20 protein-coding genes and 1 pseudogene are annotated in these 22,491 nt (G+C 65.4%); 7 read left to right on the forward strand and 14 right to left on the reverse strand.

Annotated features, from left to right (window positions below; all coding sequences use genetic code 11):
• Nucleotides 1-241 (reverse strand): transposase (locus IQ16_RS39875; RefSeq protein WP_145832154.1); only part of this gene is annotated, 241 nt, incomplete at its 3' end.
• A 139-nt stretch (nucleotides 242-380) separates the two neighbouring features.
• Here IQ16_RS39875 and IQ16_RS39880 point away from each other — a divergent pair.
• The gene (locus tag IQ16_RS39880) at nucleotides 381-626 is read left to right on the forward strand and encodes a hypothetical protein (protein WP_145832151.1); all 246 of its coding nucleotides are present in this window, start codon (nucleotides 381-383) and stop codon (nucleotides 624-626) included.
• 33 nt (nucleotides 627-659) lie between these two features.
• On the opposite strand, the gene IQ16_RS39885 is transcribed toward IQ16_RS39880, so the two are convergent.
• Nucleotides 660-1,922 (reverse strand): adenylate/guanylate cyclase domain-containing protein, encoded by a 1,263-nt coding sequence (locus IQ16_RS39885; RefSeq protein WP_018644611.1) that lies wholly within the window; start codon nucleotides 1,920-1,922, stop codon nucleotides 660-662.
• Nucleotides 1,923-2,085: 163 nt separating this feature from the next.
• Here IQ16_RS39885 and IQ16_RS39890 point away from each other — a divergent pair, with 163 nt between their 5' ends.
• Nucleotides 2,086-3,243 carry an MFS transporter gene (locus IQ16_RS39890; protein WP_026312240.1) on the forward strand — a complete coding sequence of 386 codons (1,158 nt, stop codon included), beginning with the start codon at nucleotides 2,086-2,088 and terminating at the stop codon, nucleotides 3,241-3,243.
• A 31-nt stretch (nucleotides 3,244-3,274) separates the two neighbouring features.
• Complete coding sequence (locus IQ16_RS39895) at nucleotides 3,275-3,463, forward strand: hypothetical protein (RefSeq protein ID WP_018644609.1); 189 nt, start codon at nucleotides 3,275-3,277, stop codon at nucleotides 3,461-3,463.
• A 13-nt stretch (nucleotides 3,464-3,476) separates the two neighbouring features.
• On the opposite strand, the gene IQ16_RS39900 is transcribed toward IQ16_RS39895, so the two are convergent.
• The 5 genes from IQ16_RS39900 to dmeF form a co-directional block, all read right to left on the reverse strand.
• Nucleotides 3,477-5,540, reverse strand: a complete 2,064-nt coding sequence (locus IQ16_RS39900; protein WP_035666905.1) for a methyl-accepting chemotaxis protein — start codon at nucleotides 5,538-5,540, stop codon at nucleotides 3,477-3,479.
• Nucleotides 5,541-5,619: 79 nt separating this feature from the next.
• Nucleotides 5,620-6,270 carry a hypothetical protein gene (locus IQ16_RS39905; protein WP_018644607.1) on the reverse strand — a complete coding sequence of 217 codons (651 nt, stop codon included), beginning with the start codon at nucleotides 6,268-6,270 and terminating at the stop codon, nucleotides 5,620-5,622.
• A 335-nt stretch (nucleotides 6,271-6,605) separates the two neighbouring features.
• Entirely contained in the window at nucleotides 6,606-7,484 is an 879-nt protein-coding gene (locus IQ16_RS39910) for a DMT family transporter (RefSeq protein WP_026312238.1), read from the reverse strand.
• An 82-nt stretch (nucleotides 7,485-7,566) separates the two neighbouring features.
• Entirely contained in the window at nucleotides 7,567-8,397 is an 831-nt protein-coding gene (locus tag IQ16_RS39915) for an N-acyl homoserine lactonase family protein (protein WP_018644605.1), read from the reverse strand.
• Between the two features lie 88 nt (nucleotides 8,398-8,485).
• The gene (dmeF, locus tag IQ16_RS39920) at nucleotides 8,486-9,454 is read right to left on the reverse strand and encodes a CDF family Co(II)/Ni(II) efflux transporter DmeF (RefSeq protein WP_018644604.1); all 969 of its coding nucleotides are present in this window, start codon (nucleotides 9,452-9,454) and stop codon (nucleotides 8,486-8,488) included.
• Nucleotides 9,455-9,653: 199 nt separating this feature from the next.
• Between dmeF and IQ16_RS39925 the strand changes: the two genes are divergently transcribed.
• From IQ16_RS39925 to IQ16_RS39935, 3 genes are all read left to right on the forward strand, one after another.
• On the forward strand, nucleotides 9,654-10,472 hold the full coding sequence (locus IQ16_RS39925; protein ID WP_018644603.1) for a chromate resistance protein ChrB domain-containing protein: 819 nt from the start codon (nucleotides 9,654-9,656) through the stop codon (nucleotides 10,470-10,472).
• Entirely contained in the window at nucleotides 10,472-11,857 is a 1,386-nt protein-coding gene (gene chrA, locus IQ16_RS39930; RefSeq protein WP_018644602.1) for a chromate efflux transporter, read from the forward strand. The genes IQ16_RS39925 and chrA overlap by 1 nt, the downstream gene beginning before the upstream one ends.
• A gap of 188 nt (nucleotides 11,858-12,045) precedes the next feature.
• Nucleotides 12,046-12,501, forward strand: a complete 456-nt coding sequence (locus IQ16_RS39935; RefSeq protein WP_018644601.1) for a hypothetical protein — start codon at nucleotides 12,046-12,048, stop codon at nucleotides 12,499-12,501.
• A gap of 177 nt (nucleotides 12,502-12,678) precedes the next feature.
• Here the strand turns inward: IQ16_RS39935 and IQ16_RS39940 are convergent, their stop codons facing one another.
• The 3 genes from IQ16_RS39940 to IQ16_RS39950 are packed head-to-tail and all read right to left on the reverse strand — an operon-like array spanning nucleotide 12,679 to nucleotide 14,647.
• Nucleotides 12,679-13,362: an L-2-amino-thiazoline-4-carboxylic acid hydrolase gene (locus IQ16_RS39940; protein ID WP_018644600.1), complete on the reverse strand. Its 684-nt coding sequence runs from the start codon at nucleotides 13,360-13,362 to the stop codon at nucleotides 12,679-12,681.
• Nucleotides 13,363-13,389: 27 nt separating this feature from the next.
• Nucleotides 13,390-13,776 carry a RidA family protein gene (locus IQ16_RS39945; protein ID WP_018644599.1) on the reverse strand — a complete coding sequence of 129 codons (387 nt, stop codon included), beginning with the start codon at nucleotides 13,774-13,776 and terminating at the stop codon, nucleotides 13,390-13,392.
• 1 nt (nucleotide 13,777) lies between these two features.
• Entirely contained in the window at nucleotides 13,778-14,647 is an 870-nt protein-coding gene (locus IQ16_RS39950) for a VOC family protein (protein WP_018644598.1), read from the reverse strand.
• A gap of 127 nt (nucleotides 14,648-14,774) precedes the next feature.
• Here IQ16_RS39950 and IQ16_RS39955 point away from each other — a divergent pair, with 127 nt between their 5' ends.
• Nucleotides 14,775-15,404: a LysR family transcriptional regulator gene (locus IQ16_RS39955; RefSeq protein WP_018644596.1), complete on the forward strand. Its 630-nt coding sequence runs from the start codon at nucleotides 14,775-14,777 to the stop codon at nucleotides 15,402-15,404.
• A 181-nt stretch (nucleotides 15,405-15,585) separates the two neighbouring features.
• On the opposite strand, the gene IQ16_RS39960 is transcribed toward IQ16_RS39955, so the two are convergent.
• The 4 genes and pseudogenes from IQ16_RS39960 to IQ16_RS39980 all read right to left on the reverse strand — a co-directional run bounded on the left by IQ16_RS39960 (nucleotide 15,586) and on the right by IQ16_RS39980 (nucleotide 22,479).
• Complete coding sequence (locus IQ16_RS39960) at nucleotides 15,586-17,130, reverse strand: GMC family oxidoreductase (RefSeq protein ID WP_145832152.1); 1,545 nt, start codon at nucleotides 17,128-17,130, stop codon at nucleotides 15,586-15,588.
• Nucleotides 17,131-17,134: 4 nt separating this feature from the next.
• Nucleotides 17,135-18,685, reverse strand: a complete 1,551-nt coding sequence (locus IQ16_RS39965) for an ABC transporter substrate-binding protein (protein WP_018644592.1) — start codon at nucleotides 18,683-18,685, stop codon at nucleotides 17,135-17,137.
• A 394-nt stretch (nucleotides 18,686-19,079) separates the two neighbouring features.
• The gene (gene parC / locus IQ16_RS39975; protein WP_018644591.1) at nucleotides 19,080-21,338 is read right to left on the reverse strand and encodes a DNA topoisomerase IV subunit A; all 2,259 of its coding nucleotides are present in this window, start codon (nucleotides 21,336-21,338) and stop codon (nucleotides 19,080-19,082) included.
• Between the two features lie 194 nt (nucleotides 21,339-21,532).
• A pseudogene (locus IQ16_RS39980) lies at nucleotides 21,533-22,479 on the reverse strand (ABC transporter substrate-binding protein).
• Nucleotides 22,480-22,491: the final 12 nt, after the last annotated feature.

A 22,491-nucleotide genomic window follows, 5' to 3' on the forward strand; every position in this document is an offset into this window, starting at 1 on the left:
CCAGCTCGCCGATCTTGGCATGCAACGCCTTCAAATCGACCGGCGTCTCGGCCGATGTCTTGTCATGCCCAAACACGCCGGCGGCGCCTTCCAGGAGCTGGTTTTTCCAGATCGTGATCTGGTTCGGATGAACATCAAACAGTTGCGCCAGCTCCGCCAGTGTCTTGTCTCCTTTGACCGCAGCCAAAGCAACCTTCGCCTTGAATGCCGGAGAATGCGTCCGGCGGCTCTTCTTCGTCATCTTCGCTCCTGATTCGCAGCAAGAATCCTCGCCGCTGTCAGGCAGAAAATCCACTCAAGCTACTGTCCGAATTTGCGGGGCCAGCTCTGGGATCATTGCGCCGTCCGATCAACAGGCCTTCGGCGAACAGCAGTTCCTTATGTCGAAAGCCATCACCGACAAGGTGATCCTGAGTTCGAAGCCGCTACAGATATCAGGGATGCCCGGTTTCGAATATCTCGCAGAGGGCAAGCAGTCGAGCGGCCGGCCGCTTCGCTACTTCGTCGTCGCCCTCTATCCGTCGGGACATCCCTTTCTGCTGATGGGCATGGCGCCGCAAGAGCGCTTTGACGAGGCCCTGCCGGAGTTCCGCTCGATGGTCGAGAGTTTCCGATCCAAACTCTAGTCAGGCAGGCGCGATAGCTGAGCGCCCCGCACCCTAATTGGCCGCCAGGTACCGCTCATAGCTCCCCGTCACCGGCTCGCTCGCGTCGACATCGGGATCGAGCGTGTAGAGGTCCTGCGCGCGGCCGATGCCGCGCAGCGCGTAGCGGCCGGTGGAGACGAGATAGCGGCGGCCGGCGGCGTCGAGACCCTTGTAGAACTCCGCCGACGCGAGCAGCTCGCGATCGACCGAGCGGCTCATCGAGGCGATGCGGCTGACCTCGTTCACGGTCGGGCCCACCACCGTGAAATCGAGCCGGTCCTCGCTGCCGATATTGCCGTAGAAGACCTCGCCGACATGCAGGCCGATATAGGCGGATGTGGTGGGACGGCCGTCGGCCGCCCGGCGCGCGTTCAGCGCCGCGACGTTCTGGCGGAACAGATGCTCGGCACGGAGCGCCGCACGCCGCGCATGCGCCATGTCCTCGCCGGTGAACATCGCCAGCACGCCGTCGCCGATCAGCTTCAGGACGTCGCCGCCGGCGTCGTGGATCGCATCGATCACGGCCTGCGCATAGTCGTTGAGGAACGGGATGATCTCGTCCGGACCGATGCTCTCGCTGATCCCGGTCGAGCCGCGCAAATCCGAATACCACAGCACGGCGTTGATGCGCTCGGTGACGCCGCGCGAGATGCGGCCGCCCAGCACCTGCTCCGAGGCGCCGCGGCCAAGATAGACGCGCCCCAAGGTGCGCGCGATGTCGACCTGCTGCGCGGACTTGATCGCAAGCCCCAGCACCGGCACGAGATCGCGCAGGGACTCCAGCTCGGCTGCGCTGAAGCCGCTGTCGCGGCGTGTGGTCCAGCAGGAATAGAGGCAGTCCATCAGGCCGAGCGCGCCGTTCTCACCGAAGCGATGCACGAAGGCGAGATAATGCTTGTGGCCCTTCTCGGCGAGTTCGCCGATCTGCGAGAAATCCAGCGACGGTGCGTCGGCCAGATCGATCACCATTTCGTCGTGGCCGTGCTCGAGCATGTGGAAGAACACCGAGCGGCGCCAGCTCTTGGCGGCGTCGCCCTCGGCGGTCGAGCCGTATTCGAACATTTCGCTCTCGTTGCTCTGCCGGTCGCTCCAGCGGAAGCCGCGCCCCTCATAGATCGGATGCAGCGTGTCGATGACGACCAGCGCGCGCGAGAGTTCCAGGCCCTCGGCGCGACAGCGCTCGCAGAAGCCGCGGAGCAGTTCATTTTCGGGCAGGCCCGTGAGCCCCTGGCCGGTCAGCCAGTTCATCAGCGCGAGGCGCGAGGTCAATTGCATACGCCATTATGGCGTGCATTCGTGACGAGCGGAAGGCCGCGCGAACGTGGCGCGCCAAGGCACCCGCCCGCAGCAGGTCGAATATGCCGCAGGTGCTGTTGACGCGCTGTCATGGCCGGCTGCAAATGGAACCAATGACACCGCCGACCAGAAATACAGGAATATGAGCCAGCGCCAGCTTCCGATCATCCTGGCGCTCGGCACCACGCAGACACTGGCCTGGGCGTCCAGCTATTATCTGCCGGCGTTGCTCGCCGATCCCATGGCGCACGACCTCGGCATCTCCTCCAACTGGATTTTTGGCGCGTTCTCGGCCTCGCTGGTGATCTCGGCGATGCTCGGCCCGCGCATCGGGCGGCAGATCGATCTCGTCGGCGGACGGCAGGTGCTGTCGATTTCCAACCTGACGATTGCCGCCGGCCTCGTACTCCTTGGGTTGTCGCAATCCGTCCTGGTGATGGCGATCGCCTGGCTCGTGCTCGGCATCGGCATGGCGATGGGCCTCTATGATGCCGCCTTCGCTGCTCTGGGGCGCATCTACGGCACCGAGGCGCGCCGGCCCATCACCGGCATCACGCTGATGGCGGGCTTTGCCTCCACGGTCGGCTGGCCGCTCACCGCCTGGGGCCTCGCCCATATCGGCTGGCGCGAGACCTGCTTTGCCTGGGCCGCCGCCAACATCCTGATCGGCCTGCCCCTCAATTTCTTCATGCTGCCCACGATCAAAGGCGCGAGGCAGGCGGCGGCGACGGCCGAGAAGCCGCATGTGCCGCTCGACCGCACCATGCTCCTGCTCGCCTTCGTCTTCGCCGCGGTCTGGACCGTTACTGGGGCGATGGCGGTGCATTTTCCGCGCATCGTCGAGGCAACGGGCGCGAGCCATGTCGAGGCGATCGCGGCCGGCGCGCTGATCGGCCCGGCGCAGGTGGTGGCGCGCATCCTCGAAGCGAGCGTCCTGAGCCGCTTTCATCCGCTGTGGTCGACGCGGCTCGCCTGCCTCACCCATCCGATCGGCGCTGCGGTCATAGCCATCTTTGGCGGTGCCGCCGCGAGCGCCTTTGCCCTGTTCCACGGCTCCGGCAACGGCATCCTGACGATCGCCCGCGGCACGCTGCCACTTTCGATCTTCGGCCCCAAGGATTTCGGCTACCGCCTCGGCATCATCGGCGCGCCGGCGCGGATGGCGCAGGCGGTGGCGCCGCTGGTGTTCGGCCTGCTCATCGACGTCATGGGCGCCAAGGTGCTGATCGTCTCCTCCGCGCTCAGCCTCTCGGCGCTGGCGGCGCTGTTCCTGATCCGCGCCGAGCGGCGGCCGGATTGACCACACCGCCGCTTTCGCGCACAAGCGGGCCATGACCGACGACAACAATCCGCCGCGCACATTCAAGGGCCTTTTGCGCTGGGCGACCACGCCGCCGCAGGCCTGGGGCGTCTATCTCCTCGCCCTCCTGCTGGTGTGGCTGGTCTCGTTCTATGCCGGCTCGCTGAAGCCGAAGAAGACGCCGGAGGCGAGCCCGCCTCCGGTGACGGCGCCGCGCTAAAGCACATCGCGCTTTAGGCGGCCCGGACGTCCTCGACAAAGCTGCCCACTTCGCTCGTCAGCTGCTCGGCCTGTCGCGACAGGCCGTCCGCCGCGCTCAGCACCTCGCTTGCCGCGACACCCGTTTCCGTGGCCGCCTTGCTTACGCCGCTGATATTCGCCGTCACGTCCTTCACCGATTGCGACGTCTGTTGAACGTTGCGGGCAATTTCCGCCGTTGCCACGCCTTGCGCCTGGACTGCCGTCGCGATCACGCTCGAGATCGAGCTGACCTCTTCGATCGTCCCGCTGATGCCGCGGATCGCGTCGACAGCCTCCTTGGTGGCCGCCTGGATTTGCGCGATCTGGGCGCCGATCTCCGCTGTTGCCGATGCCGTCTGGTTCGCCAGCATCTTCACCTCTGAGGCGACCACGGCAAAGCCTCTCCCGGCCTCCCCCGCCCGCGCCGCCTCGATCGTCGCGTTCAAGGCCAACAGGTTGGTTTGAGCGGCGATGGCCTGGATCAGGGTCACGACCTCGCCGATCTTCTCGGCGCCCTCGGCCAATGTCTGCACGATCTTGTCGGTGCGCTGCGCGTCGGCCACCGCGCGCCCGGTGATGGTCGAGGATTGCGCGACCTGGCGGCTGATCTCACCGATCGAGGCCGTCAGCTCCTCGGCCGCAGAGGCAACCGTGCTCGCGCCCACGCTCGCTTCCTCGGCTGCGGCAGCGACGGTCGTCGCCTGCCCCTTGGTCTGCGTCGCGGTCGAGGACATCGAACGCGCGGTCGTCTCGAGCTCGGTTGCCCCCGACGCCAGCAGTGCCACCATGGCCCCCGCCTTTGCCTCGAAATCGCTGACCAGGCCTTCGAGACGCGCCGCACGCTTCTCCTTGACGATCCGCTCGGCCGCCTGCTCGCCAGCCAGTCGATTGGTGGTGATCATGGCCTCCTTGAAGACCTGCACCGCGAGCGCCATGCCGCCGATCTCGTCCTTGCGGGCAGCGAAGGGCACCTCGGCTTCCTCGTTGCGGGCGAGCCGGGTCATCACCTCCGACAGTCTGGAGATTGGCGTGAGCAGGTGACGCACGAGCAGGACGGACGCAGCCGCCGACAATCCCAGGACGACCAGAATGGCCGCGCCGGCGAACAGGATGCCGCCAAGCCCGTCGGCTTCGTCCCGTTCGGCCACGGCCTGCGCATCGCGCAGCGCGGCATCGCGGATTCCCAGCAGCGAGGCGTTCGCGCCCGTCGCCGACTTGCGCCATTCATCCACCGACACCGCGAAAGGCGTGCCGTCGAACGCGGCTTTCATCAGCGCCTCGCGGAGCGGCTTGTCCGAACCGAAGTAGCGATCCCTGGCCGCACCGACGCTGGCCCGCGTGTTCTTGGGGGCTTGAACGTCGTCGCCGCGGTCGAGAATTTCAGCCCAAAGGCGCGTCATCTGGCCGATCGCGGCGTTGAGTTCGTCCCGTTCCGCCAATGTGGCCGGACGGCCCGCTGTCACCAGCCCCGAAATCAACAGCGAGACCTGGCCGGCAGTCTGGCGGATCACCCACCCCTTCTGTGCGACGTCGAGCAGGTTTCCCGCCGTGGTGCTGAGGCGCATTGTGGCCTTGATGCCGGACTCCAGCAGCTCGTTCAGGCTCGCCATCGCATCGGCATAGTCGCGCATGGCCTTGGCGGCGGCGCCGCCGGGACGCTCCGTCAGCGGCTTCTGCCAGTGCGATGCGGCTTCCGCGCGCGCGGCGGCGATCTTCGCCGCGGCGGCCTTGACCCGCTGCGTCAGGTCGGCATCGCCGCGGGCCAGCGTTTCCAGTTTCACCAAGGCCTCGTCGCTGGCGCGGCGATTGTCGGCGAACTCCTTGAGCACCGCATCGTCCGCCGCGGATTTGCCGAGCAGCGCCCGATTGACGGGGCCGCGCTCGATGGTGAGGCTGCCGACTGCGTCGAAGCCGGCAGCCAGACGAGTCTCCAGAGCGTGCGCCGCGATGGCGTTCTGGTAGGCGCTCCAGCGCTCGCTCAGTTGAAGGCCCGAGGTCAGAACGACGACGCCCGACATCAGCGCTGCAATGGCAATTCCCGACCGCTTGATAGACACGCCCCGCTCCTCATTCCCATTAAAGCCCCGGACGTAAAAGGCCGGCCCCCGCCAGCCTTCACGCCCCCACCCGCGTCCCCTACTTCAGTTCGAATTCGACGAGCTCGACGGTCGAAGTCCCTGCGTTTCGCATCGTCCGGACCGGGCCCGCATTCTGCCACGCGAAGTCGCCGTATTTCAGGTTGAGCTTGTGCTCCGGCTTGCCCTGCACACCCTCGACCAGCATGCCACCCTGCACCACGATGCGCACGCCGGGCGCGGCCTGCTGCATCGCCGGCGCAACCTCGCCCGGCTTCAGGATCAACCGCCAGGCCTGGACGCGGTGGTTGTCCATCACCGAAACGTAGGGCTCGGGGCGAGGCAGCGGCGAGAAGCGGCCCGGCTGAGAGTCGAGCAGCTCAAACCCCATGATCCGGAAATCGCTGGTGCCGACATTGGCAACCTGATGCACCACCGGCTGCTTGGTGTAGTTGGTGAACAGCACTTCGCCGACCTTGCGCGGCGTGATGGCGGGCTTGCCGCCGAGCGGCGTCCCTTCCGCGTCCGAGACCGCCATGTAGACTTGCGCAAAGTCCCTGGTGTGCCGGTGATAGGCGGCGATCTGTCCGGGCGGGATCGTGACATTCATGAACTGCAGATACTCGTTGCTGAACGTCTGATCGTGAAAGCTCGCAAACTCGATCGGAACGATCTCGGGATCGCCTGCGGCTTTCGCTGGTCGCGGCAGCACCGCAGCTCCAAGCACCGCGCAACAACCGCACAAGAACTGACGTCGTCCGATCGCATTACGCATAGTCTTGCCGTCCTGTTGAATTATGCACGCTGGCATGCATATCGGCCGACTCTTTAAGGTCCGCTTAAGTGCGCGCGTGTCGGAAAAAGCATGATCGTCTTTCCAAACGGTATGCCTGCTCGGTGTTCGATGACGCCTTGCCGAAACTATAGGCACGGCAATGATCGCGCTCTGCATCTGCCTGCATTCGCCGGCACAACGAACGCGGTGTTTGAAGCGAACCGTTCGTGACGCTCCTGCGACATTCAAACCTTCGCACAGCGCGGAGCCGATCAGCTTGTCTTCGCCTCGCCGGTTGCGATCCAGATGCCGGCGAAGACGGCGACCAACCCAATCAGAAGATTTGCCGTGATCGGCTCGCCGATCAGCAGCGCGGCCAGCAAGGTGGCGGCGATCGGATTGACCGTCATCGTGTTGGCGACGCGGGTCGGCGTCGCCCGCGCCAGCGCCATGACCCAGAGGATGAAGGCGAGCGCGCCGCCACCGGCGCCGAGATAGACGCCGGCGATCCATTGCGCCGTGGTGAAATGATCGAGCGCCGCGAAGCTTCCCTTCACAAAGCCAGCGATCACCAGCACCACGGCGCCCGCGCCCATGCCGACCGTGAGAAAGCCGAGCGCGCTCGAGCGCTGCATCAGCGGCCGCGACAGCACGTTGTAGAACGCCATGCAGAACACGGCTGCGGTCATGATCAACTCACCCCGCCACGCGCCGGCCGGACTTTGCGCCAGGCCCGCCGCGAGCGCTGCCGTCACACCGAGCACGGCAATGCCGACGCCGGTGATCTTGCGCGCGGTCAGCCGCTCCACGCCGAGGATCGCGCCGACCACCATGGTGTGGAGCGGCAGCGTCGCCAGCGCGAGGCTGGCGCGCGCCGCGGTCGTGTAGGACACCGCGATGTTGTAGAGGATGAAGAACAGGCCGAAGAAGCAGATGCCGAGCAGCGCCACCGCCGGCCAGTCGGAGCGCTGCGGCCAGCGCACCCGAAGCAGCAGCGCGCATGGCAGCAGACAGAGAAAACCGATCCCCCAGCGCAGGATCGCGAGCAGGATAGGATCGGCGCCGCCGACGAGATAGCGGGTGATCGCCGCCGCCGTGCCCCCTAAGCTGCTCGAGACAAGCGCGATCGCAACGCCAAGCCACTCCGCCACGACCATCTCCTGTCCCGGAGCTTTTGGGTGCGGCTAACACAGCCCTGCTGCCACCGGTGTGGCAACAGGGGCTTAACGGGAGCTAATCATAAAACTCCGGCGCCATCTTCTGGCCGTCGCGCTGGGCCTTGTCGTGGTTGATCCAGAGCTGCGCCTTCTCCTTGGCGAGGGTGTCGGCGATCTTCTGCATCGAGGCCGCGCTCTGGTCCTTGTTGACGTTCATGCTGGGCACGCGACGGTTGTCCCAATTGTCTTTGAAATGCACGGCATCGCCCGACAGCACCACCGCGCCGGTCTTCGGCAATTTCACCAGCAGCGACTGATGTCCCGGCGTGTGGCCGGGTGTCGACAGGATGGTCACGCTGCCGTCGCCGAACACATCCTTGTCGCCCGCGAGCAGTTCGACCGGATGCGAAGGCTTGAAGCGCGGCTCGTTGTTGGCGCCGGGCCAGTCATATTCGACCTTCTGCACGTAGAGCATAGCCTGCGGGAACAGCTCCACATTGCCGGTGTGGTCCGGATGGGTGTGCGAAACCGCCATCGCCTTGACGTCATCGGGCTTGAGGCCGAGCTGCTCGAGCTGGGCGGCCAGCGTCTTCGGCCGGCGCCAGGTCACGGCCTTGGGGTCGGCCGGTGCCAGGCCGTTGGGCATGGCCGCGACGGCATCGGCGATGCCGGTGTCCCACAGGAACCAGCCCTTGGCGTGCTTGATGAGGTAGCAGCTGTCGACGAAGTCCATCGTCTTGCCCTCGTTGATGCCGGGCGTCCAGCGCGAGATGTCGCCGGCGGTACCCTCGCCGCAATTGAGGACGTAGAGCCTTTCGACGCCGGTCTTCTCCGACTGCGCCATCGCTGCATGACTGAACAAGGTGAGAGCAGCGGCGGCAAAAGCAAGCTTGATCCCGGACGTCATCCTTGGTCCCTCCTTGGCAAGCGTTTGGGGAGCTGCGACCGAGGATCAACCCCGGCCGCGCCGCAGAATTCCGCCTCCGCAGATCACGTCAATGCGGGCAGGTCTCGACCTCGACCGTGATGTGGCTGAGGCCCTTCAGCCCGGCGAGCCGCTTCTTGTAGACGGCCGGCTGCTTCGGCTTGTCCGAGACCACCGAGACGAGCACGGCGCAATGGCCGGGGCCGACCTGCCAGAGATGCAGATCGGTGACGCGGTCCTCGCCGACCTCCATGCGCGCCCGGATCACCCGCTCCAGCTTCTCGTCGGCGCGCACGTCGAGCAGCACCGCGCCTGACGACTTGATCAGGCCGAACGCCCAGCTCGCGATCACGACGCTGCCGATCAGGCCCACGGCCGGGTCAGCCCAGACCCAGCCCGAATACATCGCGACCACGAGGGCGCCGATCGCCAGCACCGAGGTCGCTGCGTCCGCCATGACGTGGACGTAGGCCGCACGGAGATTGTTGTCGTGATGATGGTGGTGGTGATCGTGCTCATCGTGATCATGATGCGCATGGCTGTGGCCATGATCATGACCGTGATGGTGATGGTGATGGTCGTGGCTGTCGCGCAAGAGCCACGCGCTGGCGAGGTTGACGCACAGCCCCAGCGCGGCCACCGCGATCGCCTCGCCATAGACGATCGGCACCGGCGTGATCAGCCGCAGCACGCTCTCGTAGGCGATCTCGACCGCGATCAGTCCGAGGATGATCGCGCTGGAGAAGGCGGCGAGATCGCCGAACTTGCCGGTGCCGAAGGTGAAATGCGCATTCCCGAGGTGCCGGCGCGCGAAGCGGTAGGCGAAGGCAGCGATGCCGAGCGCGGCCGCATGCGTGCCCATGTGCCAGCCGTCGGCCAGAAGCGCCATCGAGCCGAACAGCGAGCCGGCGACGATCTCGCCGACCATCATGACCAGCGTCAGCACGACCACGAGCCAGGTGCGCCGCTCGTTCTCGTCATGCTTCTCGCCCAGGAAGGCGTGGTCATGCGTCCACTGTTCAATGGAGTGGGAATGCATCGAATTCTCCAGAGGATTCAGGTCTATTGGCGCGCATTATAGACCGGTGAAGCCCAATTTTCTAAGGCCCAATCGTCCTGCCGATTGACAGTTCCGCTTAGTTTAGCTGTAATCACCCCATGGGGATTTGAGCGATCTCCCCACGAGGCGACATGCCCAAGTATCGCGTCCCGTTCAGTTTTTGCGAGGACGCATCAACATGTCTACTTTCACGACCATATCATCCGATAAATTGGCGCGCCTGATCGGCACGGCCAATGCCCCTGTCCTGATCGACGTCCGCACGGAGGAGGATTTTGCCGCCGACCGGCGGCTGATCCCAGGCTCCATCAGACGCAGCCACGAGACCGTTGCGGAATGGGGCGGCGAATTTGCCGGCCGCCGGGCCGTCGTCTCGTGCTTCCGCGGCGAGAAGCTCGCGCAGGGCACAGCGGCCTGGCTTCGCCAGCTTGGCGCGGAGGCCGAGACGCTGGAGGGTGGCTTCGAGGGCTGGAAGGCAGCGAAACTGCCGCTGCTCGATACCCGCAAGCTGCCGCCGCGCGACGCCAAGGGACGCACCGTCTGGGTGACCCGGGCGCGGCCGAAGGTCGACCGCATCGCCTGCCCATGGCTGATCCGCCGCTTCGTCGATCCCGATGCGGTGTTCCTCTACGTCGCACCGTCCGAGGTGGTCGCGGTCGGCGAGCGCTTTGGCGCGGCCCCCTTCGACATCGAGAACGTGTTCTGGAGCCACCGCGGCGAGCTCTGCACCTTCGACGTCATGATCGAGGAGTTCGGCATCGCGACGCCGGCCCTGCTCCACCTCGCGACGCTGGTGCGCGGCGCCGATACCGCGCGGCCAGACCTCGCGCCGGAGGCGCCCGGCCTGCTCGCCGCCTCGCTCGGGCTGTCGCGGATGTACGATGACGATCTCGAGCAGCTCGAGGCCGGCATGACGCTCTACGACGCGTTCTACCGCTGGTGCCGCGACGCGACGGCCGAGACCCACAACTGGCCGACCAACAAGGTGAAGGCGTAATGGATACCCGCAGCCTTCAAACGGGAGCTGATGCCGGTCACGGCATCAGCTTCAACGAGGCTTTCCGTGTCTGGCTGCGCGTCGCCTGCCTGAGTTTTGGCGGGCCCGCGGGCCAGATCGCGGTGATGCATCGCATCCTCGTCGAGGAGAAGAAGTGGATCTCCGAAGGCCGTTTCCTGCATGCGCTGAACTATTGCATGCTGCTGCCGGGACCGGAGGCGCAGCAGCTTGCGACCTATGTCGGCTGGCTGATGCATCGGACCGCCGGCGGGCTGATGGCGGGCGGGCTGTTCATCCTGCCCGGCATCATCGCCATCATGGCCTTGAGCTACATCTACGCGGCTTTCGGCAATGTCAGCTTCGTCGAGGCGCTGTTCTTCGGCCTGAAGGCCGCCGTGCTCGCCATCGTCGTCGAGGCCGTGGTGCGTGTCGGCAAGCGCGCGCTGAAGAACCGGATCATGATCGCGCTCGCCGCAATCGCCTTCGTCGCGATCTTCTTCTTCGCCGTCCCCTTCCCGATCATCATCATCGCCGCCGGCGTGATCGGCTATGTCGGCGCGCGGCATGGTCGTCCGGAATTTGCCCCGGCCGCTCACGGCCATGGTGACAGCAGCGCCGTGATCGACAGCATGCTCGGCGATGCCGTGCCCGATCACATCAAACCCGACACCGGGCGCGCGATCCGCGTCGGCGCGTTGTGGCTGGCGCTCTGGCTGGTGCCGGTGATCGCCCTGCTCGCCGCGTTCGGTGAGGCCAACGTCTTCAGCCAGATCGCGCTGTTCTTCTCGAAGATGGCGCTCGTCACCTTCGGCGGCGCCTACGCGGTGCTGGCCTATGTGGCCCAGCAGGCGGTCGAGCATTATCACTGGCTGAAGCCGCACGAGATGCTCGACGGCCTCGGCATGGCCGAGACCACGCCGGGCCCGCTGATCATGGTGCTGCAGTTCGTGGGCTTCATGGCGGCCTATCGCGACCCGAGCGGCCTGTCGCCGATGGTCGCCGCCACGTTCGGCGGCCTGCTCGCAACCTGGGTCACCTTCACGCCCTGCTTCCTCTGGATCTTCGTCGGCGCGCCCTATATCGAGCGCCTGCGCGGCAACACCGGCCTTGCCGGCGCGCTCAGCGCGATCACCGCCGCCGTCGTCGGCGTGATCCTCAACCTCTCGATCTGGTTCGCCCTGCACACGCTGTTCCGCGAAACCGCGCCGGTGCACGCCTTCCCCTTCGCCTTCGACCGGCCGGTCTTGACCAGCGTCGACATCCCCGCGCTCGTGCTGGCGATCGCGGCCGCGACCGCGATCTTCCGCTTCAAGCTGGGAATGCTCACGGTGCTGGCCGGCAGCTGCGCGGCGGGCGTGGTGTTGCGGGTGGCTGGGGTCATTTAGAGCGTATCGTCGCCTCCATTTTCGCCGCCGGAAGGACGTGAGCGGCAGCATTCTCGGCATGTGTGAGGGAGCATCACCGACGTTAACCCTGTCGGTAAATGATCCGTCGTGGGTCGGCGGCTCGCCGACAAGTTGCCTTATTGGAGCGGAGAATTTTCAGCAGCGCTAACGTAGGTTAGAGGCGCATTATGCTGAGAATGGCGTTGTTGGGCCTCCTGATCCTGCTGAGCGTAGGAATGCTGTCGGCCATGGAGCTGAGGGCTCCACCGCGTCGCGCAGCCGCGATCGCCGGCCAAAATACAGACATTTCCGCTTCACATGGCGCGCTGGCGAAGGCTGATCGCCTTGAAATTGTTGCTGTGAGCAGCGAGATGCCGACACCGGCTGCTGTGGTTGAAGACCGTGTTGCTCCCCCGGAAAACATCCATATTGGTTCGTCTGAGCCGAAGCCGGTCGCCCGTCATCGGCACAATTCGAAGAAGATCGCGACCGCTGAACGTCCCAAGCCGAAGCCAAGAGCAATCCTTGTCAAGCAAACCGCCAATTTCCAGCGTCCAAAGGCCGCCAGCAATACCGAGCCCTGTCGGCTCAAGGCGTTTGGTGGTTTGCTCAAGGCGCTGAATCTGACCGGTTGCGAAATCTGAGGATCCTTCTGGGGCGTGGCCCCCGTCGACCGTTCGAGGGGCCGCGGCGTACTGGATGCCCCGGTCCCGCCTCCGCCAAGGCCACAAGGGTGCTCGGCCCGCCGGAGCTTTAGCGAAGGCGGCAAGCCGGGGTATGACAACGATGTTGGACCGGCAGACTGCCCAACTCTGTTCCGCCTAGCGCAGCCGCGAGAAGCGGAAATTGCAGTGGCTCGCGCCGCCGGCAAGCGTTTGTGTCCGCTCCAGACGGATGCCCCGCGTTGCATAGGCGTCGAAATCAAGCCCGCAAATGTTCGGCAGAATGTCCTTGTCGCCATGGCGCGCCGCGAATTTGCAGAAGCCGCAGGCCTTGTAGTCGATACCGAATTCGAAATTGTCACCTGGGCCAGGCTCGACGAAATCGTAGACGAAGTCTTCCGGAAAGGCGTCCTGATGGCTGCTCGCCGCGCTCAGTGCAGCCTGCTCGCGTAGCAGGGCCTGGTTCTCAGGCGACATGAACTGCCGTCCCGCGGCGAGACGTTCCGCTTCCGGGACGGTGAGCAACTGCGCCTTGTAGGTTTCCCGCTCGATCTCGCCGATCACTGGCAGCGGCACGCCGCGCCGCCGGAGCACCCGGCTGATCGCCATGAAGCCGATCAGACGCATGAAGAAATCGCTCATGCGACTGGCCGCGCCCCCGACATAGGGCATCTGGGTGAGCACGATCTCGAATTCGTCCATCACCTCCTGCCTGATCCCGTCGATATCGGACAGATGCGCGCGTTCCCGCAGCATCGCCTCGGCAAGATCGAGGCGATGGCGCATGGCGGCCTCCATGGCACCGCGATGCGCCTCGTAGAATGGATGGATGCTCTCAACCATTAGACACCTGACTGGATTGGCTTGGGTTCATTCCGCGGCGATTGCCTCGATCTCCAGCAGCCATTTACTGTCCACGGTCTCGACGATCACGACCGTCAGCGCGGGCCGGTGCTCGCCGAGCACCGTGCGGCGAATGATGCGGTTGGGCACGACCTGGGTCCGGTCCGTCAGGAACGTCGTGACCTTGACCAGATGCTCGACGCCGAGGCCAGCGGCGGCGAGCACCGCGATGACGTTGCGCCAGGCCTGCTCGCATTGCGCCTCAAATCCCTCTGGCACCGCGCCGTCGGATTCCTCGGGCACCTGGCCGCTGACGAACAGCAGGCGGCGATGCTGACTGAGCTCAACGCCCATGCTGTAGCCGCCGGCGGGGGGATGGACCGCTGCGGGATTGTGGTTGAGGATGTGCGCCATGTCAGCCTGCCTCCTGCTCGACGAATTCCAGCGCCAGACCATGCGTGGCGACGGGCGGGATCAGCAGCACGCCGCCAGTCATCGCGAAGCCGACGCCGTTGCTCTCCAATGCCCGCCGCGTCGCATCGAGATCGGCGACCGCGAGGCGCGCAGCGCAGAAGCGCGGCGACGAGCTGCTTGCGAGGCCCGGCAACCGGCGCTTCAGCTCGGACGGGCCAAGCAGCGTGACCCGGTTATCGCTCTCGCCGATCGTCAGGCCGCCAGGCGCAAGCTCGGCGGGACCTTCCATGAGGCGCTCGAAAAACTCGCGATGCGCCGCCGGCTCCTCGGCCGACATCACGACCTCGATCACGCGCGCGGCGCCGTTGGCGTGCCGCTGATACTCCGGCTTCCAAAATAGTTCCGGCGGGTGACGCTGCTGGCAGGTGAAGAACGCTACTCCGGGCATGGCGGGATCGGTGGCGAAGGCCAGGGAAAACGCGACGCGTGCCGTGCCTCCATCAGGCAGCACCGCATCGCGGCCAAAGTCGAACGGCGCGTAGGCGCCGATGCCGTCGGCCTTGAAGCGGGCCGCATCGGCATGGGCGTCGGTGCTGTGCAAGACCAGCATCGACATGCCTTCGGCCTGCATCAGAAAATCCCGGTTGTGGGCCGCGAAGCTGAAATGGCCGGGTGCGCTTGCTGGCACCAACGCATCGTCGGTGACGGCCAGCAGCTCCACAAAATTGTCGGCGAACTGCGCGAGGCGGTTGCTGGTTCCAAACGGGTGCACACCGGTCGGCGTGAGCTTGAAGCCCAGCGCCTGCCAATCAAGGGCAGCCTGTTCGAGATCGCGGACGCAAATGACGAGATGATCCAGTCGGCGGGGCATGGGGTTCTCCGGATTGCAGACTGACCGTATCCGGCAACATCGCCGCGGCGCAAAGCATCATTCCTGCGGTTCAGCGCAAGAAAATCTATTGCAAGGCCGCAAGCGATCAGTGTCAAACTGAGGTGCGATGACATACGCCCTTCCACCACTCAACGCGCTCCGCGCCTTCGAAGCCGCCGCGCGGCATCTCAGCTTCAAGCTCGCCGCGCACGAGCTGCACGTGACGCCTGCCGCCGTCGGGCAGCAGGTGAAGGCGCTGGAGGCGCGCCTCGGCGTGCAGCTGTTCGAGCGGCTGCATAAGCAGCTGATCCTGACCGCGGCCGGTCAGGCCTATCTGCCCGGAATCTCCGAAGGCTTTCGCCACATTGCGGAGGCGACCGCGCAATTGAAGCCGGCGGGAGCGCTGCTGCTGCAGTTGGGCGTCCACGGCACCTTCGACTTGCGCCGGCTCGCTTTGGCGGAATTTCGCAACGCGCATGCGGACGTCGGTTTGAGGGTGCTGCAGCCGGCCGGCCTGCACGAGCTCGTCGAAGGCAAGGTCGATCTGCTGATCGCTCGCGGGCTTGGTCACCATCCCGGCTATCGCTGTGACCGGGTCAACCAAGGATCGGGCCTGGGCGATTGGCTGATCGCGCCCGAAGGCGCCGCCGATTGCCCTGAGATCGTCAGCTTCCGCGAATGGCTGCGCGCCCTGTCGGCCGAGACCTCGCGCGCAAGCCGCAGCCGCCCTCGCCTGGTCGGCACCGTCGGAAGTTGAGAGCAATCGCCTCGCCGCTTGCTCCGTCATTGCGAGCGGAGCGAAGCAATCCAGGCTGTCTCCGCGGAAAGATTCTGGATTGCTTCGCTCCGCTCGCAATGACGATGGAGAAACAGCGAGCGCACTCCACACCGTGCCCCCCGCGCTATGGCGTAGCCATTGCGCGGGGATGACGGGATAACTACCGCATCATCATCCGCGCAATGGCTTCCCCGATCACCACCGTGGTGAAATGGGTGTTGGCGCGGCAGTCGGACGGCATGATCGAGGCGTCGGCGACGCGCAGGCCGCTGATCCCTTTCACGGTACCATCGAGATTGACCACACCATCGGCGTCGCCAGCGCCGCTCATGCGGCAGCTGCCGGCGGCGTGCTGGATGTCGCCGGTCTCCCGCCGCAGCAGCGCATCGAGCTCGTGATCGGGCAGCGCTGCTGCCTGCGGCAGCGTCAAGTCGGTGTCGGTCAGCCTGATCCAGTCGGCGATGCCTGATAGCGCCGGCTGCGAGGTGATCACGGCAAGGCGCTTCACCGCATCCATCATGCGCAGCATGTCGCGGGGATCGGCCAGCATGTTCTCCTCGACGACCGGATCGATCGCTGGGTCGGTCGAGGCCAGCTTGAGCGTGCCACGCGAATAGGCGTTGAACAGTCCGGCGCCGATCGCACCCGGCATGCCGATGCCGCGATGGTTGAACGCGATCAGGATCATGTCGCGCTTGCCGCCATTGGCGAGGCTGGAAGAATAGGTCACGCAACAATTGGTATGGCGGGTGTCCGGATCGGTCGGACGCAGGTCTTCGCGGAGCTGGATCGTGGCGCGAAACAGCGGATGGTCGAAGAAGTGACGGCCGACCGGCAGGTCGCGCTCGACCGCGATCCCCATCGCCTTCAGCTCCTCGGCAGGTCCAATGCCCGAGCGCAGCAGGATCGCCGGACTGTGGATGGCGCCGGCACAGAGCACGATCTGGCGCGCGCTGATCTCGTGGGTGCCCTGCCCCTCGAAATGGACGCGGAGGCCGGTCGCCCGTCCGTCGCTGATCAGCACACGATCGACCAGCGCGTGGCCGCGGATCTCCAGATTGGCCCGGCCGCGCGCGGGCTCCAGGTAGCCCTCGTTGGTGGTGATACGGCGCAAGTTGCGGCTGTTGATGGGATAGCAGGCAACGCCCTCACCATCAGGGCCGTTGAGATCGGCGCACCAGGGGTAGCCGCTGGCCAGCGCAGCATCGCGCAAGCCGCGATCGATCGGGCCCCACTCTTCGGGCGGCGCACGGTAGACCGGGAGCGGTCCGCCGCGGCCGTGACCTGCGGTGTCGCCGAACTCCAGATCGTCCTCGATCACGGAGAATAGCGGCATCACCTCTTTCGCCGACCAGCCGGTGCAGCCATTGGCCGCCCATTCGTCGAACGCATCAGCAACGCCGCGGATCGCGATCTGGCCATTCATCATCGATGAGCCGCCAAGCCCCTTGCCGCGCCAGTAGAAGCGCGGCTCCTGCTCCGCCACGCGGCGCGTCAGCAGATCGGGCCACTGCCATTTCTCCTGATACTCGCGCCTATGGATGATCGGAATCGGATTGGGCGTCCTCACTTCCCACGGCGCTTCATCAGCGCGCCAGTCGAGACCGGCCTCTAACAGCAGCACGCGGCGTGCGGGATCTTCGGAGAGCCTTGCGGCCACAGCGGCGCCGGCGGAACCGCCGCCGACAACAATGACATCGTACATCGCGTTACTTCTCAACGTTCCAGAACACCGGGATGGCTGACGGTATCAGACCACGCAAGGTCGCGCGATAGGCGGCCGGCTGGGCGAACTGGCCCCACGGGATCGCGGGCGCCTGATCGTACATCACGCTCTGGATCTCGCCCGCGATCTTCTTGCGGTCCTCCTCGGCCGGCGCCTTGGCGAAGGCTTCCATCAAAGGTGTGATGCGCGCATCGCATTGCCAGCCGGTGAAGTCGGCGCAGTTGAAGGCGACCATGACGTTGGTCAGCGGCGAGCCGAGATCAAAACCGCCGGCGTGAACGCCATAGACGCTCCAGCCCTCCTTCTTGGCACGGCGCGCCAGCACGCTCGCCCAGTCCATCACCTGCAGATCGACGTTGAAGCCGGCAGCCTTCAGCCGCTCGGCCAGCACCTGCGCCGAGACGCGCGGCGCTTCGAGATCGTTGGCCTCCATGACGACGACGGGCTCGCCGGCATATTTGGTCGCCTTCCGTGCAGCCTTCGCCGCCTCGATCGACGGCTTTGCCGCAGCCTCGGTGCCGGCCTTGCTCTCATAGGTGGTGCCGCAGGTGAAGTAGGTCGCGCACGGCGCGGCGTATTTGGCATCCAGGCCGAGCGCATCCAGCACCTCCCGCTGGTCGACCAGCTTCCACAGCACGCGGCGGATCTCGGGATCGTCGAACGGCTTTGACGCGGCGTTGAGACGAAAGGCGCCCGCGAACATGTTGCCGCCGGTGAAGTTGACGAGTTTGACGCGGGAGTTCTTCTCCAGCTGTGGCAGCAGATCGAACGGCGCGTATTGCATGAAGTCGACTTCGCCGGCCTGCAGCGCCGACGCGGCGGTCGCGCCATCGGGAATGACGCGGATCTCCAGCGTGTCGACGTTGACGCGCTTGCCGCCGGCGAGGAAGTCGGCGGTTTCGGGACGCGGCACATAGTCGGCGAACTTCTTCAGGATCATGCGGTCGCCGGTGCGGTGATCGGCCTTGCTGTAGACGAACGGACCGGAGCCGACGATCTCGGTGATGCGCTGGTCGCCGGGCGTTTTCGCGACCCGTTCGGGCATCATGAAGGCGACGGGGCTGACGGGATTGCCGAGCGCGTCGATGACGAGGCCCGACGGCTCCTTCAGCGTCAGCACGAAGGTCTTCGCATCGGTCGGCTCGAGCGAAGCCGTGATGGCAAAAATGCGGCGGCCGAGCGCGCTGCGCGTGCCCCAGCGGCGCAGCGATGCCACGCAATCGGCCGCCGTGACCGGCTGGCCGTCATGCCATTTCAGGCCGTCGCGCAGCGTGAACGTATAGGTCAGTCCGTCGGCCGAGACCTTCCAGTCCTGCACCATCTGCGGTTTGATGTCGCCCTTGGAGTCCTTCGCGAACAGCGTGTCGAACACCATGTAGCCGAACGTGCGCGAAATATAGGCCGTGGAGAAATGCGGATCGAGCGTGACGATTTCCGCCTCGAGCACCGCGACGACATTGCCCGCCGCATGCGCCGGCGCCGCCAGCAGCGCGAGGCCCAGCAGCGCCGGAATGAAAGCCTTCAATTTGAACATTGGGGTGTATTTGCCTTTTGACCAGCCGTTTGCAGTCGCCAGGAAAAAGCAATGTTCGTGCCCGCACGTATGCGCTCGTGGCTATCTGCCAAGCGTTTGCGGGGTACTCAATGTCAGTTGGGGAGCAGCGCTATCGCCTCTCGTCATTGCGAGCGCAGCGAAGCAATCCAGAATCTTTCCGCGGTGGCAGTCTGGATTGCTTCGCTACGCTCGCAATGACGATGGGGAAACAGGTGTGCGCGACATCCTCGTGCCCCGGACGCAGCGCAGCGCTACTTCAGCGGTGCGCTGCAGAGCCGGGGCCCATGTTTCCAAGAGTACCCGTGTGGCGTGGGTCCCGGCTCTGCGCAGCAACGCTCTCGCGTTGCGGCGCGTCCGGGACATGAGAGCCGCCCTACCCGATCACCTTGCCGAACTTGTTCGACTTCGGGAAACCCTTCGGCGGCAGGCGGCCGGCGTCGGCGCGGGTGCCCTGCCACTCCGCGAGCTCCTTCATGGTCGCGGAGAACTCGCGGCCAGCAGAGTCTTTCCAGGTCAGGCCGGCCTTGGCGTCGAACACGGCGACGTCGGAGAGGCCGCCATCCTTGTACTTCTGCAGGCGCACGCCACGGCCGCGGGCCATCTCCGGCACCTGGTCGAGCGGGAAGATCAGCATCTTGCGGTTCTCGCCGATGACCGCGACGGTGTCGCCGATCACCTCGGTGACCGTGCGCGCTTCGTTCGGCATGTCGACGTTGAGGACCTGCTTGCCCTTCTTGGTGGTGCCGACGCAATCATCCTCGTTGACGATGAAGCCCTGGCCCTCATGGCTCGCGACCAGGAACTTGCGACCGCCCTTGTTGACGAACAGCGCAACGGGAGCGGCCTCCTGCTCGAGGTCGATGAACAGGCGGATCGGCTCGCCGTGACCGCGACCGCCCGGAAGCTTCGCGACGTCGAGCGAGTAGAACTTGCCGTTGGTCGCGAACAGCAGCAGCTTCGAGGTCGTCTCCGCGAAGAAGGCGAAGCCGAGCTTGTCGTCCTGCTTGAAGGCGAGGCCCGAGAGATCCTCGACATGGCCCTTCATGGTGCGGATCCAGCCCTTGTCGGACACGACGACCGTCACCGGCTCCCGCTCGACGAGGGCTTCTTCCATCGCGGCGAGATCGTGCTCGGGCGCATCTGCAAAAGTGGTGCGGCGCTTGCCGAGCGGCGTCTTCGGTCCGAACATGTCGCGGACCTTGCCGACCTGCTCGCCGACCTTCTTCCACTGCTCGGCTTCGGAAGCGAGCACGCCTTCGATGCCCTTCAGCTCCTTGCGGAGATCCCTGTCCTCGTTGCGGATCTCCATTTCCTCAAGCCTGCGCAGATTGCGCAAACGCATATTGAGGATAGCTTCCGCCTGGATCTCGGTGAGCTTGAACGCCTTGATCAAGGCCGGCTTCGGCTCGTCCTCGGTGCGGATGATCTTGATCACCTTGTCGAGGTTCAGATAGGCGACCAGATGACCGCCGAGGACTTCCAGGCGGTGCTCGATCTGCGTCTTGCGATAGTTGCTGCGGCGGATCAGCACGTCGCGCAGATGGTCGAGCCATTCGCGCAAGCACTCCGCGAGCCCCACCACCTTGGGGATGCGGCCCTTGATCAGCACGTTGAGGTTCAACGGAATCTTGTTCTCGAGCTCGGTGAGCCGAAACAGCGATTCCATCATCAGGGCGGGATCGACGTTCTTCGACTTCGGCTCGATGACGATGCGGACGTCTTCAGCCGACTCGTCTCTGACGTCGCCGACCAGCGGCAGCTTCTTCTGGTCCTGCAGCTCGGCGATCTTCTCGATCAGGCGCGACTTCTGCACCAGGAAGGGAATCTCGGTGACGACGATGACCCAGGTGCCACGCGCGCCCTCCTCCTGCTCCCAGCGGGCGCGGACGCGGAACGAACCGCGGCCGGTCGTGTAGGCTTCAGCAATGGCCTGCTTGGAATCGACGCAGATGCCGCCGGTCGGGAAATCCGGGCCCTTGACCCACTTCATCAGCGCCTTCGACTTCGCGTCGGGCTTCTCGATCAGATGCAGCGCGGCATCGCACAGCTCGGCGGCGTTGTGCGGCGGGATCGAGGTCGCCATACCGACCGCGATGCCTTGCGCGCCGTTGGCGAGCAGGTTCGGAAAGCCGCCGGGCAGCACGACGGGCTCTTTCGACTGGCCGTCGTAATTGGCGCGGAATTCGACGCCGTCTTCGTCGATGCCCTCGAGCAGAAGCCGCGCCACGTCGGTCATGCGCGCTTCGGTGTAGCGGTAGGCGGCGGGATTATCGCCGTCGATATTGCCGAAATTGCCCTGGCCGTCGACCAGCGGATAGCGCGAGGAGAAATCCTGCGCGAGGCGGACCATGGCGTCGTAGATCGCCTGGTCGCCGTGCGGGTGGAACGAGCCCATCACGTCGCCGACGATCTTTGCGGACTTCTTGAACGCCGTGCCGGGATCGAGCCGGAGCAGGCGCATGCCATAGAGGATGCGCCGGTGCACCGGCTTCAGGCCGTCGCGCGCGTCCGGCAGCGCGCGGTGCATGATGGTCGAAAGCGCATAGGCGAGATAGCGCTCTTCCAGCGCTTCCCGCAGCGGAACCTCATGGATTTCGGCCGGCTCTTCCGGCGGAACTATTCGTTTGCCCATTAGGCCTTTACTTTCAAAGACTTCCGGCCGGGCCTCGGGCAGCTCCCCAAAAACCTGGCCAATTCTCCCCCGCTGGGGCGCGATTCGGCCGGATATATAGCAGGCTGGGCTGCGACATGCGCCCCCTGCCCTCCGTCAGGGCCACGGCGCGAGTTATCCACAGGGCGCCCGCCGCCGCTCCGGGCGGTATGGGGTTACGCGACGGTCGAAAGATAGAGCTGCGTGTCAAAATAGTCCGATGCCCGGACCGGGCTCGTGACCCGAGCATCTGCCATGAAGAAGTCGCTGACCTGCTGGAGCCACTTCACGACAGTGCCGTCCGAATAGAGGCGGCGCCATTCGCGCGAGAATACAGCTTCTGCGCCTTGAAGGCCTCGGCGAGGTCGTCCCGCCCCGACTGCTGATAGTGGGACCGCTGCAAAGTCTCCGCGGCCGCCGCCGGATTACGAACCATGTGGTCGTTGGCATCCGTCCAGGCCCGGATGATCCGGCTGAGCATCTCCTTGTTCTCTGCATAGTAATCGCTCCTCGCGGCCCAACCGCCCAGCACGGCCGATTGCGGGTAGAAGGCGGACGCATCGACCAGCTTGATCGCCTCGGGCAGTGCCTGGCGCACGGCGATATTGAACGGCACCCAGAGCGCCACGGCAGGAACGTCGCCGGCGATGAACGCCTGGACTGCGGCGGGCATGCGGCGATTGACGATCTCGACCTCGGACGGATTGATGTTATTGGCGCGCAGCGCCCTGTCGAGAAAGATGTGCGCGGTCGTCTTCGTGGTCGTCGCGATCCGTCTCCCCCTGAGGTCGGCGAAGGTCTTTACGCCGAGCGTCGGCCGGACCCAAAGCTGCGCGGTCGCCACCTCGATGTCGTTGATGAGAAAGCCCCGGCCCTGGCCAAGCGCGAGATAGTTCGAGATCACGCCGCCGGCCGACACGACATCGACCCGCCCCTTCCCCATCGCCTCGAAGACCTCGGGTCCGGTGCTGAACTCGTGCAGATCGAAATCAATTCCCTCGCGGTCGAACGAGCCGCGGTCGAGGCCGGTCCAGATGTGTCCGTCCACGGCAACCACGTGGAGATAGCCGAGCCGGATTCTGCTGCGGGCCTGCGCAAGAGCCGGTGCGCCCAGCGCCGACATGGCGGCCAGGGC

This window comes from Bradyrhizobium huanghuaihaiense, assembly GCF_007830635.1.
Lineage (GTDB): Bacteria > Pseudomonadota > Alphaproteobacteria > Rhizobiales > Xanthobacteraceae > Bradyrhizobium > Bradyrhizobium huanghuaihaiense.

Bases quoted from the DNA above. Each gene is read 5' to 3' on its own strand.
- chrA (WP_018644602.1), top strand. From the start codon at position 10,472: ATGGATACCCGCAGCCTTCAAACGGGAGCTGATGCCGGTCACGGCATC.
- IQ16_RS39880 (WP_145832151.1), top strand. From the start codon at position 381: ATGTCGAAAGCCATCACCGACAAGGTGATCCTGAGTTCGAAGCCGCTA.
- IQ16_RS39940 (WP_018644600.1), bottom strand. From the start codon at position 13,362: ATGGTTGAGAGCATCCATCCATTCTACGAGGCGCATCGCGGTGCCATG.
- IQ16_RS39935 (WP_018644601.1), top strand. From the start codon at position 12,046: ATGCTGAGAATGGCGTTGTTGGGCCTCCTGATCCTGCTGAGCGTAGGA.
- IQ16_RS39890 (WP_026312240.1), top strand. From the start codon at position 2,086: ATGAGCCAGCGCCAGCTTCCGATCATCCTGGCGCTCGGCACCACGCAG.
- IQ16_RS39895 (WP_018644609.1), top strand. From the start codon at position 3,275: ATGACCGACGACAACAATCCGCCGCGCACATTCAAGGGCCTTTTGCGC.
- IQ16_RS39915 (WP_018644605.1), bottom strand. From the start codon at position 8,397: ATGACGTCCGGGATCAAGCTTGCTTTTGCCGCCGCTGCTCTCACCTTG.
- IQ16_RS39885 (WP_018644611.1), bottom strand. From the start codon at position 1,922: ATGCAATTGACCTCGCGCCTCGCGCTGATGAACTGGCTGACCGGCCAG.
- IQ16_RS39925 (WP_018644603.1), top strand. From the start codon at position 9,654: ATGTCTACTTTCACGACCATATCATCCGATAAATTGGCGCGCCTGATC.
- IQ16_RS39955 (WP_018644596.1), top strand. From the start codon at position 14,775: ATGACATACGCCCTTCCACCACTCAACGCGCTCCGCGCCTTCGAAGCC.
- IQ16_RS39965 (WP_018644592.1), bottom strand. From the start codon at position 18,685: ATGTTCAAATTGAAGGCTTTCATTCCGGCGCTGCTGGGCCTCGCGCTG.
- parC (WP_018644591.1), bottom strand. From the start codon at position 21,338: ATGGGCAAACGAATAGTTCCGCCGGAAGAGCCGGCCGAAATCCATGAG.
- dmeF (WP_018644604.1), bottom strand. From the start codon at position 9,454: ATGCATTCCCACTCCATTGAACAGTGGACGCATGACCACGCCTTCCTG.
- IQ16_RS39945 (WP_018644599.1), bottom strand. From the start codon at position 13,776: ATGGCGCACATCCTCAACCACAATCCCGCAGCGGTCCATCCCCCCGCC.
- IQ16_RS39950 (WP_018644598.1), bottom strand. From the start codon at position 14,647: ATGCCCCGCCGACTGGATCATCTCGTCATTTGCGTCCGCGATCTCGAA.
- IQ16_RS39960 (WP_145832152.1), bottom strand. From the start codon at position 17,130: ATGTACGATGTCATTGTTGTCGGCGGCGGTTCCGCCGGCGCCGCTGTG.